Source organism: Paenibacillus swuensis, assembly GCF_001644605.1.
GTDB classification, from domain to species: domain Bacteria; phylum Bacillota; class Bacilli; order Paenibacillales; family DY6; genus Paenibacillus_N; species Paenibacillus_N swuensis.
The window spans coordinates 1,877,327-1,904,257 of the sequence record NZ_CP011388.1; the positions used below are offsets into that span (position 1 = coordinate 1,877,327).

24 protein-coding genes and 1 riboswitch are annotated in these 26,931 nt (G+C 49.8%); of the genes, 2 read left to right on the forward strand and 22 right to left on the reverse strand.

Features of this window, described 5'->3' with window-relative positions:
• Positions 1-11: 11 nt before the first annotated feature.
• From SY83_RS08185 to SY83_RS22675, 9 genes are all read right to left on the reverse strand, one after another.
• Entirely contained in the window at positions 12-1,079 is a 1,068-nt protein-coding gene (locus SY83_RS08185) for a glycosyltransferase family 2 protein (RefSeq protein ID WP_068605795.1), read from the reverse strand.
• Positions 1,042-2,208 carry a glycosyltransferase family 4 protein gene (locus SY83_RS08190; RefSeq protein ID WP_068605796.1) on the reverse strand — a complete coding sequence of 389 codons (1,167 nt, stop codon included), beginning with the start codon at positions 2,206-2,208 and terminating at the stop codon, positions 1,042-1,044. Before SY83_RS08190 ends, SY83_RS08185 begins: the two co-directional genes overlap by 38 nt.
• Positions 2,209-2,236: 28 nt before the next feature.
• Positions 2,237-4,069 (reverse strand): polysaccharide biosynthesis protein, encoded by a 1,833-nt coding sequence (locus tag SY83_RS08195; RefSeq protein ID WP_068610989.1) that lies wholly within the window; start codon positions 4,067-4,069, stop codon positions 2,237-2,239.
• Between the two features lie 298 nt (positions 4,070-4,367).
• On the reverse strand, positions 4,368-4,994 hold the full coding sequence (locus SY83_RS08200) for a CpsD/CapB family tyrosine-protein kinase (protein ID WP_157279929.1): 627 nt from the start codon (positions 4,992-4,994) through the stop codon (positions 4,368-4,370).
• A 16-nt stretch (positions 4,995-5,010) separates the two neighbouring features.
• The gene (locus tag SY83_RS08205) at positions 5,011-5,757 is read right to left on the reverse strand and encodes a YveK family protein (RefSeq protein WP_068605798.1); all 747 of its coding nucleotides are present in this window, start codon (positions 5,755-5,757) and stop codon (positions 5,011-5,013) included.
• A 105-nt stretch (positions 5,758-5,862) separates the two neighbouring features.
• Entirely contained in the window at positions 5,863-6,219 is a 357-nt protein-coding gene (locus tag SY83_RS08210; RefSeq protein WP_068605799.1) for a helix-turn-helix domain-containing protein, read from the reverse strand.
• A 62-nt stretch (positions 6,220-6,281) separates the two neighbouring features.
• Entirely contained in the window at positions 6,282-7,364 is a 1,083-nt protein-coding gene (locus SY83_RS08215) for a lipid II:glycine glycyltransferase FemX (RefSeq protein WP_068605800.1), read from the reverse strand.
• A gap of 165 nt (positions 7,365-7,529) precedes the next feature.
• Complete coding sequence (locus tag SY83_RS08220) at positions 7,530-8,282, reverse strand: GNAT family N-acetyltransferase (protein ID WP_068605801.1); 753 nt, start codon at positions 8,280-8,282, stop codon at positions 7,530-7,532.
• Positions 8,279-8,431: an anti-repressor SinI family protein gene (locus SY83_RS22675; RefSeq protein WP_082882394.1), complete on the reverse strand. Its 153-nt coding sequence runs from the start codon at positions 8,429-8,431 to the stop codon at positions 8,279-8,281. The genes SY83_RS08220 and SY83_RS22675 overlap by 4 nt, the downstream gene beginning before the upstream one ends.
• Positions 8,432-8,461: 30 nt before the next feature.
• Positions 8,462-8,551: riboswitch (cyclic di-GMP riboswitch) on the reverse strand.
• A 199-nt stretch (positions 8,552-8,750) separates the two neighbouring features.
• Between SY83_RS22675 and SY83_RS08225 the strand changes: the two genes are divergently transcribed.
• Together SY83_RS08225 and SY83_RS08230 are read left to right on the forward strand one after the other, a co-directional pair.
• Positions 8,751-9,089: a helix-turn-helix domain-containing protein gene (locus SY83_RS08225; RefSeq protein ID WP_068605802.1), complete on the forward strand. Its 339-nt coding sequence runs from the start codon at positions 8,751-8,753 to the stop codon at positions 9,087-9,089.
• Positions 9,090-9,102: 13 nt separating this feature from the next.
• Positions 9,103-9,963 (forward strand): metallophosphoesterase, encoded by an 861-nt coding sequence (locus SY83_RS08230; protein ID WP_068605803.1) that lies wholly within the window; start codon positions 9,103-9,105, stop codon positions 9,961-9,963.
• A gap of 54 nt (positions 9,964-10,017) precedes the next feature.
• On the opposite strand, the gene SY83_RS08235 is transcribed toward SY83_RS08230, so the two are convergent.
• From SY83_RS08235 to SY83_RS08295, 13 genes are all read right to left on the reverse strand, one after another.
• Positions 10,018-12,093, reverse strand: coding sequence for a right-handed parallel beta-helix repeat-containing protein (locus SY83_RS08235; protein WP_197479996.1), 2,076 nt, complete (start codon positions 12,091-12,093; stop codon positions 10,018-10,020).
• Between the two features lie 165 nt (positions 12,094-12,258).
• Complete coding sequence (locus SY83_RS08240) at positions 12,259-12,972, reverse strand: FadR/GntR family transcriptional regulator (protein ID WP_068605805.1); 714 nt, start codon at positions 12,970-12,972, stop codon at positions 12,259-12,261.
• Positions 12,973-12,989: 17 nt separating this feature from the next.
• Positions 12,990-13,721: a LutC/YkgG family protein gene (locus tag SY83_RS08245; RefSeq protein ID WP_068605806.1), complete on the reverse strand. Its 732-nt coding sequence runs from the start codon at positions 13,719-13,721 to the stop codon at positions 12,990-12,992.
• 6 nt (positions 13,722-13,727) lie between these two features.
• Positions 13,728-15,248, reverse strand: a complete 1,521-nt coding sequence (locus tag SY83_RS08250) for a LutB/LldF family L-lactate oxidation iron-sulfur protein (RefSeq protein WP_068605807.1) — start codon at positions 15,246-15,248, stop codon at positions 13,728-13,730.
• Complete coding sequence (locus SY83_RS08255) at positions 15,245-15,973, reverse strand: (Fe-S)-binding protein (protein WP_068605808.1); 729 nt, start codon at positions 15,971-15,973, stop codon at positions 15,245-15,247. Before SY83_RS08255 ends, SY83_RS08250 begins: the two co-directional genes overlap by 4 nt.
• A gap of 128 nt (positions 15,974-16,101) precedes the next feature.
• The gene (locus tag SY83_RS08260) at positions 16,102-16,860 is read right to left on the reverse strand and encodes a DeoR/GlpR family DNA-binding transcription regulator (RefSeq protein ID WP_068605809.1); all 759 of its coding nucleotides are present in this window, start codon (positions 16,858-16,860) and stop codon (positions 16,102-16,104) included.
• A gap of 26 nt (positions 16,861-16,886) precedes the next feature.
• Complete coding sequence (locus SY83_RS08265) at positions 16,887-18,356, reverse strand: rhamnulokinase (protein ID WP_068605810.1); 1,470 nt, start codon at positions 18,354-18,356, stop codon at positions 16,887-16,889.
• Entirely contained in the window at positions 18,353-19,573 is a 1,221-nt protein-coding gene (rhaI, locus tag SY83_RS08270; RefSeq protein ID WP_068605811.1) for an L-rhamnose isomerase, read from the reverse strand. The genes SY83_RS08265 and rhaI overlap by 4 nt, the downstream gene beginning before the upstream one ends.
• Before the next feature lie 40 nt (positions 19,574-19,613).
• Entirely contained in the window at positions 19,614-21,683 is a 2,070-nt protein-coding gene (locus SY83_RS08275; protein ID WP_068605812.1) for a bifunctional aldolase/short-chain dehydrogenase, read from the reverse strand.
• A gap of 127 nt (positions 21,684-21,810) precedes the next feature.
• Positions 21,811-22,635, reverse strand: coding sequence for a carbohydrate ABC transporter permease (locus SY83_RS08280; protein WP_068605813.1), 825 nt, complete (start codon positions 22,633-22,635; stop codon positions 21,811-21,813).
• Positions 22,628-23,443: a carbohydrate ABC transporter permease gene (locus tag SY83_RS08285; protein WP_157279930.1), complete on the reverse strand. Its 816-nt coding sequence runs from the start codon at positions 23,441-23,443 to the stop codon at positions 22,628-22,630. Before SY83_RS08285 ends, SY83_RS08280 begins: the two co-directional genes overlap by 8 nt.
• A gap of 238 nt (positions 23,444-23,681) precedes the next feature.
• The gene (locus SY83_RS08290; protein ID WP_068605815.1) at positions 23,682-24,971 is read right to left on the reverse strand and encodes an ABC transporter substrate-binding protein; all 1,290 of its coding nucleotides are present in this window, start codon (positions 24,969-24,971) and stop codon (positions 23,682-23,684) included.
• Between the two features lie 177 nt (positions 24,972-25,148).
• Positions 25,149-26,915 carry a cache domain-containing sensor histidine kinase gene (locus SY83_RS08295; protein WP_068605816.1) on the reverse strand — a complete coding sequence of 589 codons (1,767 nt, stop codon included), beginning with the start codon at positions 26,913-26,915 and terminating at the stop codon, positions 25,149-25,151.
• Positions 26,916-26,931 lie beyond the last annotated feature (16 nt).

A 26,931-nucleotide genomic window follows, 5' to 3' on the forward strand; every position in this document is an offset into this window, starting at 1 on the left:
AGTCAATCCTCCTATCTGGCCCGGGTCCTTAGCCGGTCCGCGGCCGTCAGCATGAAGTATAATCCAAACGCGAATTTATGCTTGGCAAACCAAAAAAACGTCTTCCAAACAACCGGGCAATGCGCCAGTTCGAATTGTTGGAGAGACCTTTTCATTTGGGCATCCTTCAGCAGAGCGCCGAGATCTTTTATTTTGGCCAAGCTGGAAGCATGATTTCCTCTGTTGACGGTGTTCAGTCCCAAACCCAGTGTGTTCATCCCGATTCGGTTATGAAGAGCCAGAACATATTCCTGTCCCAGTTCCTTTTCCCCCAAGAAATTTTCAATGGCCTGGTACAACGATTTGAATTGCTTGCTTAGCTGCGGATTATAAGATGAGGTAACAGAACTGGTATTGGCGCGCCAGTAGTGATATAAAGGCTTGTTGAGAAAGATGAATGACCGGGAATAATACACGGCCTGGATATTAAACAACGTATCTTCATTGCTGCCGATGAGCTGTAAATCCGTGAATTGCAGCCGGTGCCTGCGGAGGAGGTCCCCCCGATACAGCTTCGTCCATACCGTTCCCCAGGCATCCAGCATCTCCGGCTGAGCCACTTCAGGTCCCGCCGGCCCTACCAGCCGCCTAAGCACATGCTCATGCACTTCTTCGTTGCGGTAAGCGACTCGTTCCGGTAGCGGGAACGGCTTCGCTTTAGCATGGCTGCCGAATTCGCGTATGTACGTACACATGACGATATCGGCTTCCTCGCTGTCAGCGGTATGAACCAACTCCTCATACATGTGAAGATTGACCCAATCATCCGGATCCACAAATCCGATGAATTCGCCCCGGGCCATTGCCAAGCCGGCATTTCTCGCGGAGGAAACGCCTCCGTTGTCCCGGTTGCACAGGATGAGTCTGGCGTCTTTCGCCGCATACGCATCAAGAATGCTGCCGCTGCTGTCGGTTGAGCCGTCATTCACAGCTATAATTTCAAAGTCCGTGAAGCTTTGTTCGAGCAGGCTGTCCAAGCTCCGCCTGAGATAAGCCTCCATATTATAGATAGGCATGATGATACTCAGCTTCGGATGCATGTGTTTCCTCCTCAATGTACACGTTGTAGATCTCACTGAGTTGCTGCCGAACCTGGAGGGAGGAGTAGGTCTGAACACGTCGCAAACTCTCCGCGGCCATTCGCTTCCGCAACGGCTCCGCATGATTCAGCCGGATCATCCGAACCGCGAAGTTCCAAGGATCATTCAACGGAACAATGAAGCCGTTCGCTTCGTCCGCAACCAACTCGGTATGCCCCCGGTTCGCGGTGGCAATGACCGGCAACCCGCACGCCATCGCCTCCATGATATTAACGGGAAGGCCTTCCCTGTAGCTCGCGCCGACAGCAACATCGCACATTTGCAATAGCGATGCTATATCCTGGCGATAGCCGAGAAAGTGCACTCGATCCGCGATCTGCATTTCCGCGGCTAAGGCACGGCAATGCTCCAGCAACGGCCCTTCCCCTGCCAGCAGCAATCTGCCCCCCGGCACTTTCTGCTTAATATAGGCAAGTGCCTGTATAAGAAGCTGCTGATTCTTGTTGGCGTTAAATTCCGCCGCATAAAAAAACAAGAAATCGTCCGGCGCGAAGCCGTGCTGATTTCTTAATTCCTGCTTGTAGCTGTCCTCTGCCGGTTTAAACCTTTCGGTATCCACCCCCACACCATGCACATGTACCACTCTTCCGGCGCCTAACTTACGATCCAGTGCCAGTTGATAATCCTCTGAATTAATCGTAATCAGGCAGTCGGTACGGTGAGCCAGCATTCGTTCGATCGGATAATAAAGCAACCAGTTCAGCTTCGGCGCACCTTTGTAGAAATGAAACCCGTGCGCGGTGTAAATGACTTTGGCGCCTTTCTTTCTCGCCTTCCCGGCAGCCAGTCTTGCCAGCATCCCGCCCATCGGCGTATGACAATGGATGATATCATATTCATGCTGGTTAATCAGCTTAAGGAGTTCGTGATAGGCCGATACATTTTCCAGTCGGAACGGAGAACGTTGTACTGGAATTTCAAACACCTGATCCGTATACGGAAGCTCCAACTTCCCGTTGGCCGCGGCGTGAACTTCCCACCCCTGCTCTTGAAACCATTGGAAGACCGGCAGATGAAAGCCTTTAAAGTGCAAATGGATATTGGCGCAAAATAATACTTTCTTCTTCACACGTTCACCTAACCTTCGTGGACTCAGATTAAACAGATAGGGCGACACGCGCTTCCATCACACGGTCGTTGGCTAATTCCAACAGTTTCTGCCGAAGCTCCGCTTTGTCATAGAGTTCGTAATGTTGGACTAGGTCCAGAATGTCGTTTGCGGGGACCGCCATCTTCTTGCCTACATAAATCTTGGGGTGAACCTGCATTTCGTGGGCTTCGTCATCCTTGAGCAGTTCCTCGAACAACTTCTCCCCGGGACGGATTCCGGTGAAATCGATCCCGATCTCTTCCACCGAATTGCCGGACAGACGAATCAGATTGCGAGCCAGATCCACAATCTTCATCGGTTCTCCCATGTCCAGTACGAAGATCTCGCCGCCTTGCGCGAACGCGCCGGCCTGGATGACCAGCTTGGAAGCTTCCGGAATGGTCATGAAGTACCGGATCATATCCGGGTGGGTCACGGTAACGGGCCCGCCTGCCTCGATCTGCTGTTTAAACAGAGGAATAACACTTCCCCGACTCCCTAACACATTGCCAAAGCGAACCGCCACAAATTTCGTCGCGCTGCCTTCGTCCAGATGCTGGATCATCATTTCCGCCAAACGTTTCGTCGCGCCCATCACGCTTGTGGGATTAACCGCTTTGTCTGTAGAGATCATCACAAACGTCTGCACACCGCTTATACTCGCCGCGCGTCCCACGTTCAACGTGCCCTGGATATTATTCTTAAGGGCTTCCTCGGGGTTTCGTTCCATGAGGGGAACATGTTTATGCGCGGCGGCATGATAGACCACATCGGGACGATATTTATGCATCACCGAAATCATCTTCGCGGCATCCTGGATGTCGGCGATTTCCGTGATAAATTCTATAGATGCATGCCGGAACTGCTTTAACAGATCCAGTTCAATCGCATAAATTGAATTCTCGCCGTGTCCGAGCAGAATCAATTGCCGCGGATTAAACCGGGAAATCTGCCGGCAGATTTCAGATCCGATGGAGCCGCCGGCCCCAGTTACCAGTACGGTCCGGTCTGTGAGATAATCGGTAATGCTGCCCATATCCAGTTCCACAGGCTCTCTGCCCAACAGATCTTCCACACGCACATCCTGAAATTGATTAACCGATATTCTTCCCATGGCCAAATCTTCAAGCATAGGAATAATCTGCGTCTTGGCCTTCGTCTTGGCGCACTCCTGATAAATGGTGTAAATCTCCTTTCGGCGAAGCGAAGGGATGGCAATAACGATATTATCGATAAACAGTTCCGCTGCGATCCGTTCAATCTGGCTCACGCCTCCGACGACCGGTATGCCCAGAATATCGAGCTTATGCTTTTTGACATTGTCATCAATAAAGGCGACCGGTAGCAGCTCGGATTCGTTGTTGTTGATCAGTTGTCTTGCAACCATCGTTCCGGCCGATCCGGCTCCGATTACCAACGTTCGTTTCTTGTTGGGCATCATCGGCGCTTTTGGCGCCTGCGCATCCCCGAACACCCGCCGATAGAAGCGTGAACCTCCAATCAGCATCACATGAAGCATCCACGTTACCGTAAGCAGACGAAAGTGGATATCCTCCAACCACATTTGTTGGGCCACACCCGCCGTCAGAATGGAGAAAGATACGGCTTTCATAATGGTTATCAGTTCCCCGATGGAGGCGTACTCCCATGCTTTCTTATACAATTTGTATCGCAGGGAATAACAATGATGACTAAGGAGGAGGATGAGCGAGCTTACGACCACAGGTGTCGTAAAAACATTAAAGCTGGCGCTCAGCAGAAACCGGCTAAAAAAAATAGCCGTCAGCACAATGACGGAATCCAACACAATCAAGAACGAGAATCTTTGCCGATACGTCAAAAAGAACCACCCTTCCCGCATTTCACCTGTCACTTTAATGGAACTCTATCTAAAGTGTTTAACTAGGAGGTCCGATTCCAGGGAACTAAACCTCCTAGTTAAAAACACTAGATTTTGTTTAACAGGGCATTAAACCCATCCTCACACCACACTCTTGACGACTGGCGTCTAAGGTTTATTTCAACCCACAGCATGGCCGAGTGCCTCCGCGGATAACGGCTAGGAGACATTCCCAACGAAATATTCTTTATAACGAACGTTTGATTCAAAAAAAATGCGCCTAACTATTTTATTTAAGCTATCTGTGCTTGTTCATGACGACGCCGATGACATTGGCTTTCACCCGTTCCAGCACTTTCTTCGCTTCCAGAGCGGCCGCTTTGTCTGTACGTCCGCTGTTGATGACAAGAATTACGCCGTCGCATTGGTTAGCCATAATGGAAGTATCCGTAACCGTGAGGACGGAAGGACAATCGAACATCACCAGATCGTACCGTTCCCTGGCTTTGTGCAGCAAAATGTTGACGCCGTTCGAAGCGATTAACTCGGCTTCCCTGCCATGGACCGGTCCGCTGCACAACACATCCAGCCCGTGGATTTCCGTGTGACTGACGGCTTCGTGAAGAGTGAGCTTGCCTGTCAACATCCCGGATAGCCCGCTGACGTTCGGCACATTAAAGGTGACATGCAGCCTCGGTTTACTCAGATCCGCATCCACAAGCAGAACCCGATCTCCTCGCAAGGCCATGGAGACTGCCAGATTGACGGCTGTCGTTGTCTTGCCTTCGCCAATACCTGGAGAAGTGATGACCACGGATCGAACGGTTTGTTCACCTGCGAAAAACTTTATTTGATTGCGAATCGCCCGGTACTGCTCTGAAACCCGGGATTGTGGATTTACAAACGTAAGCAAGTTTCTTTTCACTGCCGCTCTGCTAATACTAGGAACCAACGGTATCACCTCTCAGTCCTGCGGGGACGCTATTGCCTTTATTACGCCGAAAATTCGTGTCCTTCTTCCGAATTCGCGAGACGGCCCCAAGGACAGGATAATCGAGCCATTGTTCCACATCCCGTTCCGTCTTTATGCTGTCATCCAGCGATTCCAGAAGAAAAATGATGCCGATGCCTAAGATCATACCTGCCAACAGGCTTAGGATAATCGTGCTTCTTCCGCTTGAAGTCAGCGGTTGAATCTCCGGAGGGGCAACAGCTTGGGAGAGTACTTTAATATCCGTAAAGTTCATTACCTTGGTAACGATTTCTTTATATTTCTCGATCGTGGTATTGGCGATCTTCGCAGCAAGAACAGGATCCGGATCCGCCACAGTTACGATCGCAACCAGGGAGTTATCTACGCTGGAAACTTGGATTTGATCCCGAAGCTCGCTTTCTGTAACCGGAAGGTTAAGCGCCTGAATCACTTGTTCCATGACCGCAGGCTCGCGAACCATCACTTTAAGTGTATTTAGCATTTCCGGTGTGGCTTTAATAACCACCCGTGTAGAGACTTCATACGTTGGAATTTCAGGTTTCATTTCATAAAGAACACCCAATGCAGTGAACACCGTCATGAACAGTAACATCATCCATATTCGACCTTTAATCACAAGCCATAGTTGTTTCAGATTGATTTCTTTACCCGGAACAGGATTTGCTGTGTTGTGTAACGAGTTCGGATTCACCATAATGTTCACCTATGCCCTTAATTAAGTTTTGTTCTTTATAAAGAACTTAATACCCTCATGATAATTCTATATAACGAACAAGTCAATTGTTTTTTACCCTAATGATCAGCTGTTTGAACCTTCTTTATGTTCATTCCATTTTAAATATTGCAGATAATCTTTAAGTCGCCGAAAATCTTTCTTGCTCATTCCTTCGTCAATCGCTTTATGGATCAGGAACTTCCATTCATCATCCAACACTCCGTTAACTTCCAGCCTTGAGGAATAGGTATTTCCCAACAGGTACTCAATGGTGGTGTCCAGAGGCCCGGCAATCTTGGACAGCATCTGCAGGGATGGATTGTTCTGCAGTTCACGTTCGATGTAACTTAGATAGGATTTGGAAATCCCTGCGAGCTCCGCAAGTTCCGATATGGAATAACCTTTACGTTTCCGCAGCTCCTTAATACGTTGTCCGATCATAAGGCTCTCCTTTTTTTGGGGTTCCGCAGGCTTTGAGCCGTTCAACTAACTTGAACATCAACTTAAACGCGGGAATACGTGCTCACACCTAATGAAGAATGTCGATATAACGGAAAAAAGTTGTCTTGAACCTGAATCTGCCGTGTAAGCATTTCGTAAATTTCCGGATTGTGAACTTTGCGTCCGATGTAGAAATCCAGGGGAGCCTTCTTACTAAACGTGCTTTTGAAACGGAATAATTCATCATTACCGCCGTATCCCCCGCCGAGGTGCAAATATTTATATCCCAGGGATTTAAAGTAACTGGCTGCTTCGCAAATCAGCAGATTATACGGCGCGAACTTTAGATAATCTTTATCCGAACCGGTGAGATGATATGTAACGTAGTCATTGTAATGAAGGAAGAACGTTGAGGCAATGACACGGCCCTCATACCGGGCGACAAATAAACTAACGTGCTGATCCAGTAATTGGACCAGGTCTCTAAAGTAGGGTTCCGAGAAGTAATAGTAGGGATGCGCGTGATTCTTATCCATGGTTGCGTAGTACAGTTCAATAAAGTCTTTGATTTGCGCAGGATCTTCTCTGGACACGCGGACTCCGTTCTTCTGAGCATAACGCACTCGGTTCCTGCATCCGGAGGTTAAGCTATCGATTACGTCTTCCCTGGACGATGTCAGATCCATGCACACCGTATTTCGGAGCGGCGTGGGCTGAACTCCGGAATAGTCTTTTTCGTTATGAAAGAGGGGGTGAAAACGCACAAATTCCGTAACGATCCCGACCATGCGGCAATACGCGCTAAATACTTCGCCAAAGCGTTCGAACAAGGATACGCGTTCCTCTTCGTCCTTTACATTGCATAGCGGTCCGCCATAACCGTAAGGTGTAACAATATCGTACATATTGCGTTGAAGTTGCTTTACCTCCGGCAAATTTAAATCATTAATACTTCTCATCAAGAATGCATAACAAATTATGAATTGTTGCTCACGGTAAACGAACAGTCGGGCCATGCCCTCATTGTTGTTTTCCGCCATCGCGCAATATCCCGGAGAGTAGTAAATATCCGCTCCTCCTACCGAGCGAAGGGCGTCATTCCATTCTTCCGTCTGGGAAGTCATGAATACTTCATAACTAAACATGGATCGCCCACCCCAACCTATTCTAAAAATAGTTTCGTTCTTTAAAAAGAACATTTTGATTAAAAAAATAGGCGCTAATCAGCGTCCCATCCACTATCTAGTTTTATTTACCTAGTTTAATTCTTTATAACGAACATGTCAATGCGGGAATACGCGCTTTAATTTTTATAAACATTTATGCATACGGACGTTAGTGCTTATTAAACCGGCTTTAAAGATGCATTTCCATTCCGGCTCAGGCGTTATGATCAACAAAGAACAATGAGGAAATACAGTTACGATCTCCTCAAGTTGATGATCTTGCAGCAGGTTTCCGCTCCCGCCTGTTATCACACGCAAATATTTACGATGCAAGCAAGCCATGTGAACCTGCCCTGAGTCCGTATCCATCGTGATCTGTGATAAGCCGTCATACATGTCCCAAGCTCGAAAGCCATTTACTTGCCGGGCATCCCGATCAGCAACAGGACTTTCAATCATATGCCAATAAGCATTGGTCCTGATCTGAAAACCCAAAGCTTTATAAAGGTTCAACGCGTTATCATTCCATACGAAACAGTCCAATTGAACTTGAGAGACACCTTGTTCGCGGGCGATGTCAAACGTATCGGACAGAAGCCGGCCGCCGATTCCCTTGCCTCGGTCTTGCTGACTCACCGCGAAGTTATTAATAAACAGACCGTCCTCATTCATAAAGTACTCTATAAATCCAGTTAGGCGCGTGCCCTCGTAAGCGCCCATGAAACACGCGCCGGACGAAGAATTTTCAAGAAGGTCTGTGGTGTAAGCAACATATCCCGGACAAGAAAATTTGGTTAAGTGAAACACAGATGGTTGAACCATGGACATCCACTGCTCGGTCCATGCAGGAATATACTTGGCATCTTGCTTATGTAAAGAGTATGTTACGATCTTCATGGTCTAATGGGCTTTAACGATCCCTGCTGCTTGAATTCCGCGAGAAAGCTCCGGACTTCCTCAACGGTAATGCCGAGCTCATAGGCTGACTTTAATAAATCGATCCACTCTGGATCCATATCTTCTCTATTGATCTGGACGGCTTTCATGTTTATCCTCCCCAATGTAAAACACGGATACCAAGCAATCCAGCTGTCTTAGTCAGGATACAACTTTAAGACCTGTGACTTTGCGTCCCTGCTTTTCAGTCAGGTTTGCCCTACGGTTATTTCTACGTATATGATACTAGCTGTATGGTGAAAAGTATGTCGATTTTTATTGTCTAAAAATGTATTTTTTTACCGATATTATGAAGCGGTTACATTTCTTCCGTTAACCTATTGTTAATTAAAACTTTTTCAGGTAACCTTGTGACAAATGCTCTGTTTGAAATGTAATTAAAAATCCCAAAAAAAGGATCGATTCTACATGATAGGACAACGGATTAAGAATTATCGGTTATCGAAGAAGCTGTCCCTATCGGAACTGGCTGAGCGCGCTGGTGTCGCCAAGTCATATCTTAGCAATATGGAACGGGACATTCAGACCAACCCCTCTATTCAGTTCCTTGAGAAGATTGCCGATGCGCTTGACGTGACTGTTGATGATCTGCTGAACCCTATTCAGAAGCCGGAATCATCCGAAGTTGATCCCGACATGGATCCCCAATGGTACGAACTCGTCCGTGAAGCTATGAATTCCGGCATTAGCAAGGAACAGTTCAAGGAGTTTCTGGAATTCACACAATGGAAGATGAATAATAAATGAAGAAGATAAGTATATGAAGCCCGATATTCATTCTTCAAGGAGAAAGTTTCTGAAGCTGAGCGCCATGGTGTTCGGAGGTTTATTGACCGCTCCCTTTGCCGGCTTCAGCTATGCGCGTTACCTGGAGCCGCAATTGTTGAAGATCAAGCGAATATCGTTAACCCTTCCCCGCCTTCCCGCTTCATTCGACGGAATCCGCGTAGTGCATTTCAGTGATATCCATTTGGATTTTCACTATAGTACGGAACGGTTAGCTAAACTTGCCCATACCATTCAACGAATGAAACCGGATCTCATCTGTTTTACCGGGGATTTATATGACCGCTCTATCGGGAATGAGGGGAAACGATGCGCTGAAATCCTGGCGGGTTTGAGCGCCCCTCTGGGCAAATGGGCTGTCCTTGGAAATCATGATCACATAACCGGTCCCGAGCAAGTAACCTCTATTCTGGATCAAGGCGGCTTCAGCGTATTAACGAACCGTTCAGCGGCGCTCACTCTGGATGGCGCTTCCATCTTGATCGCCGGTGTGGACGATGCGCTGATGGGGTCGCCAAATCTCAAAGAAGCTTTGTCCGGAAAGAGCGATATATTCACGTTATTGTTGTCTCATGTACCTGACTTTGCCGATATGGCTGCGCAATATCCGGTTGATTTGCAGCTTTCCGGACACAGCCATGGCGGACAGGTGCGCATCCCGTTCTACGGCCATGTGTTTACGCCGGAATTCGCCAGGAAGTATCCGGACGGCTTATATCAGATCCGTGAAGGCAAGTTTCAACTTTATACGAACAGGGGCATTGGCGTTTCAACGATACCGATTCGGTTCTGGTGCCGCCCTGAGCTTACGGTCTTTACGTTGCGTCATCATTAAAAAAGAAGCTGTTCCCAAGGTTGAGATACCCCCAGGGACAGCTTCTTCTTCATGTTACTGTTCCACATTACCCGTGCTTTTGTCGTTTGGCTTTAATTGAAGTCGAGCCTTAAAGAGCACATTGTTCTCGACCGTATAACTCGGCGCTCCCGCACCTGCATTGACTGTGGAAATACCCTTAGCTGCTATATTAGTGGTAATGGTATTCCATCTAAACTGCGCTTTATATACATCAACCGGAGCCGGTGTTGCCCAGTAACCCTTAACATTAATTACAGGGGTACTGGTAGAGTTCAGAAACATGGACGTAATTTTACTATCCTGGATGAGCACGGATTTGGCCGCCTCGATCGCAATCGTTTCGCCTGTGCCCGTTGTTACGAATGTACTGTTCTGAACCGTAAATTCGCCGGCGGTATTCACCAGCAGCAAACTTGCGTTCTTTCCGGAGAACGTGCAGCGGTCAAATAAATATTGGCCCGCTTTGTTGGCTTGCGGCGCGGCCCCGGTTGTCGTGCGGAATTCGCAGTTGAAGTATTTACCCGCCGGGAGCTCGCTCGCGTTAAAATCATACATCCTGAGGTTCTCGAAGATCATATCGTTATGACCGTTGCCCGTAATCGCACGCACCAAGTTCGGTCCGTACACCGTTACATTTCGGAGATGCTGCGGCTGTCCGTTGACAACAATTGAGTTATGCATTTTGCCTGTATTACGGATCGTTTCGTTCGATATATTCAGGATAAACGGCGCACTACCGGCTAAATCCAGGGTACCGTCCATATAAGTGTTGTTGTTGGCGATGATGTTCGGTCCGAAGAAACGGGCAAACGTATTACGCACCGTATTATTCGTGAAGATGACGTCATGCAACAACAAGGATGGCGCCCCGTCAAACAGGTTGTTACGGATGACCGCGTTATAGAAGTTTGTGCTGGTCGACAAACCGACGACTTTGGACCGCAGGATGTTGTTCTCCACCACCGCATTCGTACCGTCGTAAAGGATAATATCATAGGCCGCATTGTTGTAGAATTCGTTCTGCCGGATCGTAACGTTATTGTTAAGGAATAATCCGCCTTCCAAATCAATGCCCGATTGCGGATTCGCGCCGCTCATATCATGAATCTTATTGTTCGTAATAAGCACGTTTTCCACGCCGCCGATGGTAATCCCCTGGCGGCGGTTAAACGCGAATTCCGAGTTCTTGATCACGGAATGATGCGTGCGGACTTTGGCGTCGTAGCGGACGAGGAAACCGGAAGTGGAAGCTGTGTTGAATACGGCTCTGAAGTAACTTGCGCCCGCTGGAATGAATACATCTTCGTAAGTGTACCGAATCCCTTTTTGACTCGAAAGATAGGTCCCGTCCCCTTTATAAAAATACACATCGTAACGGGAATCCTTCGACACGCCCTGAGGATAGGAAAGCTGAAAAAACGGGACAACTTTAAATGTCTCGGACGTGAAGCCAAGGGGCTGCTTCAATCTGATTTTGCCAGAGTTCGGAATTAATCTGCCGCTGTCATCAATCGCCCCGGACTCCACCTGGGCTTCGCTCACATTTCGAATATAGTTGTCACTCGTTCCAAAGCAAAGTCCGTCTCCCGTAAATTCAATGGCCTTCACACTGTCAATGGTAATGTTGTAACCGCCTTCAACAAGAATACCATATCCGTTTTCGTGAGTTCCTCCGCTGGAGTAATCATGCGTATATCGGTCTCCCTTATACGTCCCCCCGCGTAACGTTACGTTCCTGACCATCCGGTCCACATAAAGCGTTTCATACCTCGACAGGCCGTTGGTTTCTTTCTGGATCACCGCGCGGTCATTCAGCCAGAACGTAATGTTGCTCACCATGTTAATCCGGCTGTTCTTATCAATGAGATAGGTTCCCGCAGGCACGATAAATTCGTTGACACCGTTCTGATTCGCCCAAATTAATGCTTTGTTGATGCCTTGCGTAGTTTCAACCGGGTGCGTCCCATCGTTGTAGATGCCCCATTTCTGCATTTCTAACACATACGTTTTATTAGCTGTGGGAGCCGTTTCCGCAAGCGTGTTGCCTGTTAAACCCAACATAGCAAATACCATCATAACCGCCAGAAACGAAAGGAATGACTTCCTCATGCTCATTTTCTCCTCCTGTGTGTGGAATAGTCACCGAGATACTCTATCATATGCCTGCTAGATTCATATGGAACTGGACAGAATGAGCTGATCATTTGTACCAATTTATGGCAAAATAAAAATAAACCAGCCCTCAAAGGACTGGTCTTGAACGTTCCTATACTTCTATATGTATTTCAAAAGGATCCGCTCCACATGCGAAAGGTGAGCTTTCATACCCGAGGCGGCCGCTTCCGCATCCCTAGTGTTTATAGCGTCGTATATGAACGTATGCTCCTTTAACAGTTGTCGGGACACCTCGGGGTCCGCATAGATCTCCACTCGGCGTATCTGCTGAATCCCTTGCTCCAACGGTTTAAGGACCGCATCAAACAGTTGCACCATGATGGTATTGTGCGTAGCTTCCGCTAATGCCCGATGGAATCCGATATCCAGCCGTTCCCCTTCAAGATCTTGGCCCAAACTGCGCTCCATCTGCTGAATCAGGCTCTGTAAACCTGCAACATCGCCTTCCGTTCTCTTGGCAGCGGCCATTCTGACGATCGACACTTCGAAGGCATGCCGCGCTTCAAGCAGCTCCAACAAGCTGCTCTTGTTCATGCGCAGGGAATGAAGCTCGGGAAAGTCCCTGCCTGCCCCTCCGGGGGCGCTTGTGATGACCGTGCTGCCTCCGCCTTGGCGGATGTCGATATACCCCATCGCTTTCAACGCGCTCAAGGCTTCACGTGTCGTGGAACGACCTACGCCGAATTGCTCGGAGAGTTCCTTCGCGGAAGGCAGTTTGTCTCCCGCTTTGAGCGTACCGTCTATGATTCGGCGTTTTAACTGCTCCGTTATTTCTTCATAATGATTGCGTTTCTCAAGTTTCGATAGTTCCATGGGATCCTCCGGATGGTTTAACCTACGATTAAAGTATAAACGATACCCGGGCCGTGTACACCTATCGTTAAATCATTCTCGATATCGGCGGAGCGGCTCGGGCCGGAGATGAAGTGCAAGCCTGCCGGCAGATGTTCCCGCCCGGCTTCATCAAGACCTACAAGCACTTCCCCAAGCCGGGTTTGCAACCGCTCCAAAGGTAAAATCACAATCAATACCGTAGGCAGTAAGCTTACGGATCTCCCTTGGGTTGCGGAGGAGCGCACGACAATGGATCCGGTATAGGCAACGGCATGGTCCGCCACCACAATGCCGATGTCCGCTTCGGCCGACCGGGCTTTCCAATCCACAGCTGGATCCCGATTCCAGATCGAGACGGTTGCCGAGGGCAGCGCCGCTTCAAGTTCCATCGTATTCAGCAGGGGCTGATCATTCCGAATGATCCATTGCGCGCCCAGCGCCTCAGCGTGCTCTAAGATAAACTGCTTCGCCTCGCTATACTGGTTCATGCGCCTAACATGGCCGCCGGCATTCCGGAAGTGAGTACTGAAATGTTCTATACGCTCCGGCACGGACCACTGCCATTCATTCCAGTAGGCGGGCGCTCCTCTGTAAGGATGCGCAGGCGGTTCCGTCAGAAACGGCCTGTTCAAGCGATTCGTAATATTCGCGATGAAAGCTTCTTGCTTTCTTCGCGATTCCGTTTCGAGCTGATTTAGCCAAGCTTCATGTGTATGCGGGTTAGACATGACCCCTCACCCCTTTCTATTCGCCAAGTGATCTTCCATCCGCTTCTTCATCGCCGGGTCCATCTCTTGAAGACCCGAGCGAATTTCTTGTTCCAAAGTACCCCATTGCTCGCGGAACGAATGCTTGGACAGGCTTGGGGCCACTCTGTACGAGTTCCATCCCTTCAAAGGACCCAATTTCAGGGAGATTCCGCCATCCCGCACGACTAGTCTTTGACCTAAGCGTCCGAGCTTCAGCAATCCTTTGTACCGTCCCGCATCCGACATGACCGCGGCGTAGGCCTTCATACCGAGTTTCTCTGCCGCATCCGTCTTACCGGATTCATTCTTTCTTCTGCGCAAATAGATTAGCATCTCATGCAGAGGAATCTTGACCGGACAAGCTTCATAACATGCGCCGCATAAGCTCGAAGCGTTAGCGATATCGTCCCATTCCTCCACCGTCTTATTTAGCGCGGGTGTCAGCACCGCTCCGATCGGACCGCTGTAAGTGCCGCCGTAAGCATGACCGCCGATATGGCGATACACGGGGCAAGCGTTCAGACAGGCCCCGCAGCGTATACAATTCAGGAGCTCCTGAAATTCGGGATCTCCGAGCTGAAGGGAGCGGCCGTTATCAATGACAATGATATGCATTTCCTCCGGACCGTCGCCTTCTCCATCCCGCCGCGGTCCTGTAATGCCGGACATATAGACCGTAAGTCTCTGTCCGGTGGCGGACCTTGGCAGCAGCGTGGCCATCACCTCCAGATCCGCCCAGGATGGAATAATACGCTCCATACCCATCAGCGTAATCTGTGTCTTCGGAACCGTCGTTACCATGCGCGCGTTTCCTTCGTTCTCGAAGAGAACCATGGAGCCCGTTTCGGCAATGGCGAAGTTACATCCCGTCATCCCGATATCCGCCTCCAGAAACTTCTCCCGCAGTTTTTTACGGACGAATCCCGCAAGGATTGTCGTATCCGGCGCCAAATCCTCGCCGGCTTCCGCGGATAGGAGCTCCGCAATCTGATAGCGATTTTTGTGAATGGCCGGAATGATAATATGGGAGGGTGTTTCTCCCGCCAGCTGAATAATATATTCGCCCAGATCCGTTTCAATAGCCTCCACACCGATTCCCGCCAACGCTTGATTGAGGTGCAGTTCCTCCGTTACCATCGACTTGGATTTAACTACAGTATTCGCCTGTTTCTGCTTTGCGATCGCTAATGATAAGCTCACCGCCTCCGCCGCAGTATCCGCAAAGTGGACATGAACGCCGTTAGCGCGCGCGTTTTCCGCGAATTGCTGCAGATAATAATCCAGATGGGCAATCGTATGCAGACGAATATGCCGTCCCCGATCCCGCCATTCATCCCAGTTCCCGTGATCCTCGGCTGCCGCTTGCTTACCGCCGCGCAGCCGCTCCGTGGTGAACTTAACCGCTTGACGGAGAAAGTCATCGTTCAGAGCGAGATCCGCGCGCTCTTTCACTGTGGCTCCTGCAGCTCCGGCGATGCCTGACCGGTTACCCCCAGCGTTGCTCATGCTCCCTTCACTCCTTCGTATAGCAGCTCCGCCAAGTGCATGACTCGTACCGGCTGATTCCGATACCGTAAATTTCCCGCAATATTCATCAGACAAGCCAGATCCAGACCGACCAACACCTCAGCCTCGGTCTCCAGCACATGATCCGTCTTTTCGGTAACCATAGCTCCGGAGATATCAGACATCTTTACCGCGAACGTCCCGCCAAAGCCGCAGCAATCCTCTGCGAAAGGAAGCGGAATCAGCTCCATGCCCTTAACCTGGTTCAACAGGGCAAGCGGCTCGGCCGTAACCCCCAGTAAGCGGCTGCCGTGACAGGAAGGATGATAAGTAACTTTATGCGGGAACACAGCCCCCACATCGCTTACCCCCAGAACCTGAACCATAAATTGCGTAAATTCATAAGATTTCCGCTGCAATTCCCGGGCCTTCGCAAGCATCACCGGGTCATGTTCGAACAACTTCGGATAATGATGAATCATGCCTGTACAGGAACCGGAAGGCGAGATGACAAAGTCGCTGTCTTGGAACGCCTCAATAATCGTTGCCGCGGTCGCCTTGGCTTCCTTCCAGTACCCGCTGTTGTAAGCCGGCTGCCCGCAGCAAGTCTGAACGGACGGAAACTGCAGACTAACACCGAATCTGGCCAATAACCGAACCATGGCTTCGCCTACCCGGGGATAAACCGCATCACTTAAACAAGTAATAAATAAGGACACTTTCAAGATGAACGCACCTCTTCTGTTAAAAATGAACAAAATATAACATCGATGTTATCAGGTTATCAGACAAGTTGAAGAAAATAAAGCTTATTCTTGAACCATTATACATTCCGCAAGAATAAGCCTAAGTGTTATACCCGGGATACGGTTAACCCCTTCTCCGTTAACTGAACGTGGATGTCGTCCGGCAGCCGCTGATCGGTAATAATGGTATGGACCCGATCGAGTCCGGCGACATGGGTGAAAGCCTGCACACCGAACTTACTGGCATCCGCGAGCAAAAAGGACTGGTCCGCAATAGCGAGCATTTTCTCTTTCACTCTGCCTTGAAGTTCATTCGATTCGCGTATGCCGCGGTCTAAATGCACGCCTTTGCAAGAAAAGAACAATTTGTTCACATGATACGCATCCAGCGTCCGCTCGGCAAGAGGTCCTACGTAGGAAAGGGAACGCGCGGCAAGCAAACCGCCGGTAGAGATGACTTCAATCTTCTCTTTCCCGCTGAGCTCCACCGCCACTTTAATGGAATTGGTCAATACGGTGAGCGGAATGTCAGGAACATACGAGGCCATATACCATGCGGTCGTACTGGCATCCAGAAGGATCCGGTCCATCGGCTGAATCTGCTTCACCGCTTCTTGGGCGATCCGCTTCTTCTCCTCGGCATGCATAATCTCCCGTTCGGTATAGGGCGTCTCCGCGTGAGTATCCCTCACGCTTACCGCGCCGCCATGCGAGCGCCGTAACCGCCCGGATTGCTCCAAGCGATCCAGGTCGCGGCGAATCGTCTCCTCCGTCACCTCGCACAACTCGCTCAGCTCGGTCACCCGCATACTCCCTCTTTCGTTCACCAGTTGAACAATCTTCTCATAGCGCTCCGCTACTAACATAACGTACCTCTTCCTCTGCCTTGAATTTATTGGAGTCCCGTCTTGTTGACATAACGTCCATACGCGTCTTTCCAGATTTCGGAGTGCTGAGGCTCATACGTTATCAACGGAAATGACTCGCGAATGGCTCCCCGCGCCTCGCCGATATGGGCAAATTCGCCCTGGGCAATCCACTGAACGGCCAGATTGCCGATAGCGCTTCCCTCCGCGGGTCCTGCCCAAACCGGTTTCCCGACAGCATTCGCCGTCCATTGACACAAGAGCAAATTGTTAATGCCGCCGCCCACCATATGCAGACCGTTAAACGTCTTGCCGGAAATCTGTTCCGTCAACTCCATAGCATACCGATATTTTAACGCAAGACTTTCCAGGATGCATCTTGTAATTTCCCCCGGACCGTCCGGAACGGGCTGACCCGTCTGCGCGCACCATGTCCGGATTCTCGCGGGCATATCTCCGGGGGTCAAGAACACGGCGCTATCCGGGTCAATCCAGCTTTGAAAAGCCGGCGCCGCCTCGGCGCGTTCGATAAGCTCGGGAAACGAGTACACCGCGCCTGCCCGCTCCCATGCCCGTTTACTCTCCTGCAGCAGCCACAGCCCCATAATGTTCTTCAGCAGCCGGAAGGTGCCGCTAACACCTCCTTCATTGGTGAAGTTTGCGGCCCTAGCCGCATCGCTCAGCACAGGCTTCTCCACTTCCGTTCCGATTAAGGACCAGGTTCCGCAGCTTAGATAGGCAAAAGAAGGCGAAAGCGCCGGCACGGCAGCCACCGCGGAGCCGGTATCATGCTCGGCGGCGGCATACACCTGCACCGCTGATATACCAAGCTCGGCGGTCACAGTTGATCTCAACTGCCCAACGGCTGTGCCGGGCATCACCACTTGACCGAACAGCTTCTCCGGAAGGCCCAGCTGCCCGATTAATGCCCGGTCCCAATCCATCTGCACCGGATTATAAAGCTGCGTCGTCGTGGCGATGGAGAACTCATGATGCTTCTCCCCCGTAAGTAAATATCGCAGCAGCTCCGGCATCAGCAGGAGGTGTTCGGCCTGCCCGAGGATGGAAGAATCCGCTTCTTTCATCGCATAAAGCTGATACAACGTATTGAAGGGTTGAAACTGAATTCCCGTCCGGCCGAAGAGGTCCGCGGCATCGTGCCTCAGCAGCACTTTCTCCATCATCCCCTCTGTATGTCCGTCGCGATAGTGATACGGATTGCCCAGCAACTCGCCGTCCCGGCCCAATAAACCGAAATCCACGCCCCAGGTATCAATAGCGATACTCTTCAACTCCGTACCGCGGTGCTTGGTCTTCAGCAAGCCTTGCTTCATCTCATGCAAGATACGCAGGATATCCCAATGCAAGCGCGAGCCCACTTGAACCGGATCATTGGAAAACCGGTGAATTTCCTCCACCTCGATTCGCTGTCCCTTGATCCGGCCGAGCATCGCTCTGCCGCTGCTTGCACCAAGATCGTAGCCGAGGATGCTCACCAGCCGGCACCGCCCTTTCCTCTGGTCATCACGGACTTCCCATAATCGCTCTCCAAATAGGCTTTCATCGGATCCGCGGGCAAGCCTTGTTCCTCGCGAATCGCCTGCAATAAAGGCGTCACATCAAACTCATGCGCGCGCCGAACCGCGTCCTCCGCCCCCAGCACATCCCTTCGCTCCTGAGCCTCCGCCACTTCGGCATGGTTAACCAGCAGCGCTTTAGCGTACTGATTTTGCACGTTAAGAACAGACCGGATCATGGCGGGGATCTTCATCTCGATATTATGGGATTGATCAATCATATAAGCAATATTGTCGACGGTACCGCGAACGGCTTCATCCGTATCTTGACCCGCGCATAAAATTTGGTAAAAAATCAAGAACAGCTCATACGGGTTCATCGAGCCTACAACCAGATCATCATCAGCGTATTTGCGAGCATTAAAATGAAAGCCGCCTAAACGCTTCTCGTCGATCAGATAAGCTACTATGTGCTCAATATTCGCGCCCTGCAGATGATGCCCGGTATCCACCAGCACCTCGGCTTGCGGTCCAAGCTTCAGCGCGAGATTATAGGCCATGCCCCAATCCGCCAAGTCTGTGTGGTAGAAAGCGGGCTCAAAGCATTTGTACTCAATCAGCATGCGCATCCGCGGCGTAAGCGCTTTATACATTTCGGCCAGACATTCATGCATCCAGGCTTTACGTTTACGGATATCCCCTTGACCGGGATAATTCGTGCCGTCGGCGAACCATAAGCTTATATCCCGTGAACCGGTTTCTTTGGCGATATCCACACATTCAAGCAGATGCTCGGTTGCCTTACGGCGCACAGCCGCGTCTGTATTCGTCACACTGCCCAGCATATACTCCTCTTCCTGAAACAGGTTCGGATTAACGGCCCCGATCGTAAGTCCCAGACCCTCGGCATGACTGCGCAAAGCTCCGTAATCTTCCACATGATCCCATGGAATGTGAATGGCTACCGACGGGCATAAACCCGTCAGCTTGTGCACTTGTGCGGCGTCCTCGAATTTCTCAAACGCGTTGCGGGGCGCGCCTGCCTTCCTGAACACTTTAAAACGGGTGCCGGAATCCCCGTATCCCCAGGAGGGGGTCTCAATTCGCAATGAACTTAACTGCTTCTTTACTTGCTCCAAATCAATGCCTCTGGCTCGTTGTTGCTCTTCAAACAGTACGTAGGCGCGGTCCGTCATGGGACATCTTCCCCTCTGAATTGTAATGTTACAGTCTTGTTTATCTTGTAAAAGCCGCAGGTACGCCGCCGTCGATCGTCAGCATGCAGCCTGTGGTCTTGTCGGATTTCGAAGAAGCGAAGAAGGCAATGCCTTCGGCAATGTCACGCGGATAGATATTAACTAATAATGTAGTCCGTTTACGATAATATTCTTCCAGCTGATCCGGCTCAATGCCGTAAGCCGCGGCCCGTTCGTTACGCCAGCTTCCGTTCCAGATCGCCGAGCCTTGCAAGATCGCATCAGGCAAGATGGTATTGACCCGAATCCCGAACTCCCCGCCTTCCGCCGCGATACAACGCGCCAGGTGAGCCTCCAATGCTTTGGCCGAACTGTAGGCTGTGGCATTCTTGCCGGCGTAGACCGAATTTTTGGAGCCGATAAACACCATATTGCCGCCCAACCCTTGCTCCTTCATAAGCTTAAACGCCTCGCGCGCCACCAGGAAGTACCCGGTTCCGAGCACGCTCATATTCAAATTCCATTCCTTCAACGAAGTTTCATCGAACGGACTGGAAGTGGCCAAGCCGGCATTGTTGACGATAATATCTACACCGCCGTAGTTCAGCGCTGTTTCCGCATAAGCCGCGGCGACTTCTTCTTCCCTTGTCACATCCATCTTAACAGCGAGCGCACGGTTCTCGCCATACTTGCTGTTCATTTCATCGGCTACCTTCTGCGCGCCCTCCAAATTCAGATCCGCCAACACGACGTGCGCGCCTTCCGACACCAGGCGTCGGGCCGTTTCGCTGCCGATGCCGCCGGCGCCCCCGGTAATCAGCGCGATCTTGCGGCTGAATTCCGCTTCAGCCGGAGCCAGCGAGAGCTTATACAGCTCCAGCGGCCAATATTCCACATTGTAAGATTCGTTCTCGCTCAGCGATACGAATTGACCCAAGGCCGTCGCGCCCCGCATAACGGCAATAGCCCGGTGGTACAGGGCCCCGCTGATTTGCGACATGGCCCAGCTTTTGCCGGTATTAATCATACCGATGCCCGGAATGAGAATGACACGGGGAGCTGCTTCAAACATAACATCACCCTCATGCTTATTTCGTTCGAAATAGGCTCTGTATTGCGCTTTATAGGCTTCGATTCCTGATTTAAGTTTCTTCGTTAAACCCTCTAGATCCTCCGCATTCGGCGTCCAATCGATGAACAGTGGAACAACCTTCGTATGGACCAAGTGATCCGGGCAAGCCGCGCCGACTTGGGACAATGTGGCCGCATCCGCGCCGCCGACGAATTGCAGCACATCCGCGCCGTCATCATAACTGAGAATCATCTTCTTCGCATCGCTGACCGCGCCACGGATGACGGGCATAACCGCCGATGTCAATGCGCGTTGCACGTCCTTCGGCAAAGCCTCATGCTTAACTCCCCCGAACAGCTTCTCTTCTTGCACACGCGCTTCGATATAACGTTCCGCCTCGCTGATGATCTTGATCGTCTGCGCATAACAGGCTTCGGAAGTCTCCCCCCAAGTCACTAATCCGTGCTTCTCCATCAGTACGAGCTCCGCCTTCGGATTGGCCAGGACGCCTTCGGCGATCATCTTCGATAACGTGAAGCCCGGCCGCACATAGGGCACCCAGACGAAACGCTCGCCGAAGATTTCCCGCGCTACGGAAGGACCGTTATCCGCGCAGCATAAGGCGATGATCGCATCCGGATGCGTATGGTCCACGTGCTTGAACGGAAGAAACGCGTGTAACAGCGTTTCAATAGAAGCCCTTGGATGCTTGGCATCCACCATGCATTGGCTCAGATAAGCGACCATCTCTTCATCCGGCATTTCGTCGCGGTCGAACAACGGGCGGATGTCTTCCATCCGAAGCCCGGTGAAATTGCCGGCTTTCATGGATGCCAGATCAGAGCCGCTTCCTTTCACATACATCACTTCAATATCCCGGCCCCGAAAGTCTTTAACCGTTGTCTTCGCGGAAGTGTTGCCTCCGCCCCAATTACACACACGGCGATCACTGCCGATTCGGTTGGAGCGGTAAACCAATTCCTCAAGCCCCCCTTGCGCCTTCGATGCCTTATCAGACTCCCACAAACTTTGAACCATGTTTATACCTCCGTTTATGTTTGTTTATTTTTGTTTATAAGGAGTTTACCATGTTTGTTTCATTTTGAATATAGAAAAAACAAAAAAAACCGGAAGTGCACGGTTACGTGCACTTCCGGTTTAAACCTTATTTCACCGAGCCCATCATTCCGGCGACAAAATGCTTCTGCATCGCGAAGAATAACAGCGCTGTCGGTAAAGTTGCGATGACAATGGCTGTCATAATGACCCCGAAATCCGGCGAGTAACTGGAGCCCAGATTGGAAATCAACAGCGGAATCGTCCGTTGCCCGGGCGACTGAAGCACCACCAGCGGCCACAGGAAGTTGTTCCAGCTGGACATGAACGTGATAATCGCGGCAGCGGCATAGGTGGTTTTCATCGTGGGCACATAAATACGGAAGAAGACCCCAAGCTCGTTCAAGCCGTCCATGCGTCCCGCTTCCAGCATATCCTTCGGAAACATCTTCGTGCTCTGACGGAAGAAGAATATCAAGAACGCCGTAGTCACCGTCGGCAGAATCACCGAGGCCGCGGTATCAATCCCGATAAACGGAAGCGCACCCGAGATGCTGCCGAACATACGGTACAGCGGCACCATCAGCGCGGCGAACGGAATCATCATAGACAAGAGCAGAATGTTGAAGATGCGATCCTTGGTTTTGCTTCTGAAAATTTCAAATCCGTATCCCGCTAAGGACGCGATCAGCAACGCCAGCAACGTGGTTGTAACGGATATTTTCGCCGAGTTCATCAAGGCCGGGACCAAGTCGACCGAATCCAGAAGTTTGTTGAAGTTTTGACCCAGATGGCTGCCTGGGAGCAATCGTCCTTTCGTCACATCTACAGACTTATTCGTGGCGCTTATAATCATCCACAGAAAAGGGAAAATCGATACGATCGCGACAACGGTTAAGAAAAGATAAGTTAAACCGCGTTTCAGGTTACCCATTTCGATCACCTGCCACTTTAAACTGAATGATGGAAAAGATTACAATCAGGATTACGATCGCGTAAGACACGGTGGCCGCATATCCGAAATCCGGGGTGTATTTAAACGATAGGTTGTAGATGTACTGGGACAGCGACATGGTCGCATTACCCGGCCCGCCCTTCGTAATATTTACAACTTCATCAAATAATTGCAACGTACCGATGGTTGAAGTAATGGAGGTAAACAGAATGATCGGACGCAGCATCGGCACAGTGATCCTGAAAAATTGCTGAAATGCGCTTGCGCCGTCAATCTTGGCTGCCTCATAGATCGAGTTATCTATATTTTGCAAAGCGGACAGGTAGAAAATCATGTTATAACCGGTCCAACGCCAAGTGATAGCGATAATGATCGTCATTTTGGCCCAGAACGGGTCGGTCAGCCATTGAATCGGTTCACCGATCAGCGCAACCTTCATTAGCATCGTGTTAATCAGTCCGTTATTGCTGAACAAATATTTAAAGATGACGGAATAGGCGACAAGTGATGTCACACACGGCAGGAAGATGGCGGTACGGAAGAAGCCTTTGAACTTCAGCTTCGGATCATTCAACAGCACAGAGATGAACAATGCGAGAATAATCATAACCGGAACCTGAACGATCAGATAAATAAACGTATTGGTCACTGTGGCAATGAACGTTGGATCTGTAAACAGACGCTTGTAGTTATCCAGTCCGACAAATGTCAGGTTGGTGCCCGCTCCGGATTGGAATGACATTAACAATGCCTGGAGCATCGGGTAAAAATAAAATGCGAATATCATAAACACTGCAAGCGCGATAAAGCTCCACCCTACCACATGCGTTTTCGTAAGCAAGTTCTTTCTGGATTGGGATTGGGTTTGTACGGCTCTCAAATCATTCACTCCTTCCGAAGTTTTCTTAAAAGAAATGAGCCTTGGCGGCTCTGCCCGGTTTTCCCGCCAACTCCGCTACCGGGAATCGGAGGAGCCGGCGAGTTCCAAGGCTCTGTTCTGTGCTATAGCGTGCTGTCCTGCTGTGTTACTTCAGCTGCGCTTCCGCTTGCTTCTGCGCATCCTGCAGTACTTTCGTAATTTCTTTGCCGTTCAGGAAATCTTGCATGGCTACAATAATTACATCCTCAATGGCATACGTATGCAAACCATAATTGATTTGAGGAATTTGCTCGGACCACTTGGCGAAATCGCCGATAATGTTCTGTCCGCCGAAGAATTCGTCTTTCACTTGGTAAGCTTCGCCGCCGGCAGCAGGTTTGTAAGTACCCATAGCGCCGATTTCAGTAATAAACTTCTGGTACAACTCTTTGTTGGATCCGAACGTCTTCGCCAGGAAATCAGCCGCTTGCTCTTTACCCGGAACGTTCAGCACATACCATGAGCTGCCGCCCAGGTTGGAAGCGTGAACAGAGTTCGCTACGCCCGGAAGTGTCGGTTGAGGAACAACCGCCCATTTGCCGGATTGGGACGCTTCCGCTTTCACGGACGGTGTGATCCAGTTCCCTGTCGGTACCGTGGCGACTTCACCGCTGTTGAACGCCGCGAGGAATTGGCTCCAGTCGGAGTTTGGCGCAACGATATCCGCGTCAATCATCGCTTTGTAGGATTCAAATGCCACTTTCAATGCTTCATTCTCTGCAACATCCGGCGTCACACCGTCATCTTTCGTGTACCATGCGCCGCTGGATTGAATCATCATTCGGATAAATCCAAGATCATTCGGATCCAGTGTAATCATTTTCTTGCCTGTTTTCTCTTTCACTTTCTTGCCGATTTCAATGTATTGGTTCCAGTCGATATCTTGCAAATCTTCAGTCGTGTAACCCGCGTCTTTCAGGTAATCCGTTCTGACATACATACCCGATACGCCAGTGTCAAAAGGGAGACCATAATTTTTGCCGTCCAGAGAGGTCGGTGCGATTTTGTACTCCGCGAAATCTTCCGTTTTATATTTGCCTGTCATCTCGTAGAAGGAATCCGGGTAAGCTTGCAGGAAGCTTTGCGCCCGGTAGTCCTCAATCAGCACAATGTTCGGCAAACCTTTCGTAGTACCGGAGCTCAGGCCGGTGTTCAGCTTCTGGATAATATCCGCTTGCGCGTTTTCAATCACATTTACTTTTAAATCCGCGTTTTCTTTAGCGTAAGTTTCTTTGGCAAGTTCCAGAGCTTTGATGTTGAAGTTAGGATCCCAAGCCCATACAGAAATTTCTTTCGCTTCTTTGCCCTCTCCGGCATTGTTTCCGTTGCCCGCATTGGATCCGCAGGCGCTTAGGAACATGACACTGACAAGTAAAGCCGCCACCATTTTTCTCATAGAGTACCCCTCCGTCTGTATATACTTTTTTGTAAGCGCTATCTTTATTACTTCATTATGATAGCACTTACAAAGAGATGTTCGTTAGGAATATATTCGTCATGATTTGTTCAAATATCAGGGATTGTATGCGCTTACTTTAATGAAATTTGTAATATATTTAGAATTATAATGATTTCAAGATTTCAGAATATAAGGCAGTCTGATTCTTACTTTCGTACCTTCGTTTAACTTGCTTGTGATCGTCACGCCGTAAGTATCTCCGTACATTAACAGAATACGTTCATGCACATTTCTCACACCGATGCCTTCAAACAGCTTGCGCTTGCTCTTGAATTCCGGTAATTGATCATCCGCGGAAATTCGCATCCCGTCGCCGTTATCCACAACCTCACAAATGAGCGCATCCCCTTCATGCCACACCAAAACATTGATGGACCCTTCGGCCTTGCGGTTGAAGCCATGAAAGAAGGCGTTTTCCATGAACGGTTGAATAATCAGCTTGGGAATCACAACCTCCATACTGTCAGGAGAGATGAAGTAATTCACCTTGATCCGGTCCCCGTAACGCTTGTGGTTAATGAATACGTAATTCTTCAGATTCTCCAGTTCCTGTTCAATCGTAATCGTTTCACTCACATTACCAATCGCGTTCTGCAGCAGGGAAATAAGCGCATGAATGGTCGCGACCGCCTCTTCCTTGCCGCCTTGCTGCACCATAAATTTAATGGACGCCAACGTATTATAGAGGAAATGTGGATTTATCTGCTGTTGTAACGCCGCAAGCTCCGCATTACGAACTTTTTTCTCGGATTGCACCAGGTTTTCCACATATTCATGAAGCTCGTCCAGCATGGAGTTAAAGGCGATGCCGATTTGCCTCGTTTCGTAAGTGCCCGAAACCGCCACATAATGGTCAAAATCATACTTTGAAACATTTCCGATTTGTTTTACCAGTCTGGACAGCGATTTGGTCAATCTCCGCGACACCAGGAATACAATAATCAGCGCAACCGAGACGACCGCGATAATAATCATAACGATCGCTTGTTTATCAATATACCGGCCGATTGCGGTTTCTTTATCAATTCGGTTCACGAGATACATATCCAGTGAAGGCAGATATTCCGCCAGGACGATGTAATGCTTTCCGTTTTCGGTGGAATTCACATAAGAGAGACCTTCTTTTTCAATATTACGGGCATGCTCCAACAACCCCATCGCAGGGTTACCAATCATTTCTGACCGGTTGGAGGATACGACCCTCCCGCTCTTGTTCATAATGACGACATCATTGCCCGTACTTGTATAGCTTGAGTAAAACCTCTTAAATTGATTCTCTTTAATGGCAAAATACATCGCCCCGTAGATCGTCCCCGCACTACGCTCCATGAAAGCTTTAGAGATGATAATGGTAGGCTCGCCGCCTCCGCCAAACGGTGGAATATCATATTGATAGAGCAACCGGCGGGGATCCTCCAGGGTTTTCTTCGTAATGGTATGCCTGCGAAGTTCATCATCGGATACCGGCCAATAGCTTCGGTCCGTTGAAAAGCTGACGCCGTTCGCTCCTGTAATTGTAATTCCCATTTCATAGACATCCAGATTGGATTTCACGCGTTTCATCTGCTGATTAATATTATAATAAGCGCGCATTAACTCCGGATCCTTATAATCTTCCGTGAGAAATCGTTTAATCGCCCCGCTCTGCAATACATTATTAGACGCGATCACGACGGAATAATGAAAGGACTCGAAGCTTTCACGAATTTGATTCATCACTTTAGCGTTGGTAATGGAGAATGTTTCGGCAAACAATTTCTCCGACATCCGAATGGTGGTCCACGTAATGATAACGGACACGGCAATCATGCTGACTACGGTAATGATGAACATTTTTACAAATAACCCGTTATGTTTAAATCGTTCCCGCCACAATTTCATAGGTTATCCATCTCTT

Excerpts from the sequence above, each read along its gene's own strand:
- SY83_RS08290 (WP_068605815.1), bottom strand. The coding sequence starts at position 24,971 with ATGAGAAAAATGGTGGCGGCTTTACTTGTCAGTGTCATGTTCCTAAGC.
- SY83_RS08215 (WP_068605800.1), bottom strand. The coding sequence starts at position 7,364 with ATGTTTAGTTATGAAGTATTCATGACTTCCCAGACGGAAGAATGGAAT.
- SY83_RS08245 (WP_068605806.1), bottom strand. The coding sequence starts at position 13,721 with ATGTCTAACCCGCATACACATGAAGCTTGGCTAAATCAGCTCGAAACG.
- SY83_RS08260 (WP_068605809.1), bottom strand. The coding sequence starts at position 16,860 with ATGTTAGTAGCGGAGCGCTATGAGAAGATTGTTCAACTGGTGAACGAA.
- SY83_RS08240 (WP_068605805.1), bottom strand. The coding sequence starts at position 12,972 with ATGGAACTATCGAAACTTGAGAAACGCAATCATTATGAAGAAATAACG.
- SY83_RS08295 (WP_068605816.1), bottom strand. The coding sequence starts at position 26,915 with ATGAAATTGTGGCGGGAACGATTTAAACATAACGGGTTATTTGTAAAA.
- SY83_RS08280 (WP_068605813.1), bottom strand. The coding sequence starts at position 22,635 with ATGGGTAACCTGAAACGCGGTTTAACTTATCTTTTCTTAACCGTTGTC.
- SY83_RS08235 (WP_197479996.1), bottom strand. The coding sequence starts at position 12,093 with ATGAGGAAGTCATTCCTTTCGTTTCTGGCGGTTATGATGGTATTTGCT.
- SY83_RS22675 (WP_082882394.1), bottom strand. The coding sequence starts at position 8,431 with ATGAAAGCCGTCCAGATCAATAGAGAAGATATGGATCCAGAGTGGATC.
- SY83_RS08230 (WP_068605803.1), top strand. The coding sequence starts at position 9,103 with ATGAAGCCCGATATTCATTCTTCAAGGAGAAAGTTTCTGAAGCTGAGC.
- SY83_RS08220 (WP_068605801.1), bottom strand. The coding sequence starts at position 8,282 with ATGAAGATCGTAACATACTCTTTACATAAGCAAGATGCCAAGTATATT.
- SY83_RS08250 (WP_068605807.1), bottom strand. The coding sequence starts at position 15,248 with ATGAGCAACGCTGGGGGTAACCGGTCAGGCATCGCCGGAGCTGCAGGA.
- SY83_RS08275 (WP_068605812.1), bottom strand. The coding sequence starts at position 21,683 with ATGGTTCAAAGTTTGTGGGAGTCTGATAAGGCATCGAAGGCGCAAGGG.
- SY83_RS08205 (WP_068605798.1), bottom strand. The coding sequence starts at position 5,757 with ATGGTGAATCCGAACTCGTTACACAACACAGCAAATCCTGTTCCGGGT.
- SY83_RS08210 (WP_068605799.1), bottom strand. The coding sequence starts at position 6,219 with ATGATCGGACAACGTATTAAGGAGCTGCGGAAACGTAAAGGTTATTCC.
- rhaI (WP_068605811.1), bottom strand. The coding sequence starts at position 19,573 with ATGACGGACCGCGCCTACGTACTGTTTGAAGAGCAACAACGAGCCAGA.
- SY83_RS08185 (WP_068605795.1), bottom strand. The coding sequence starts at position 1,079 with ATGCATCCGAAGCTGAGTATCATCATGCCTATCTATAATATGGAGGCT.
- SY83_RS08285 (WP_157279930.1), bottom strand. The coding sequence starts at position 23,443 with ATGATATTCGCATTTTATTTTTACCCGATGCTCCAGGCATTGTTAATG.
- SY83_RS08225 (WP_068605802.1), top strand. The coding sequence starts at position 8,751 with ATGATAGGACAACGGATTAAGAATTATCGGTTATCGAAGAAGCTGTCC.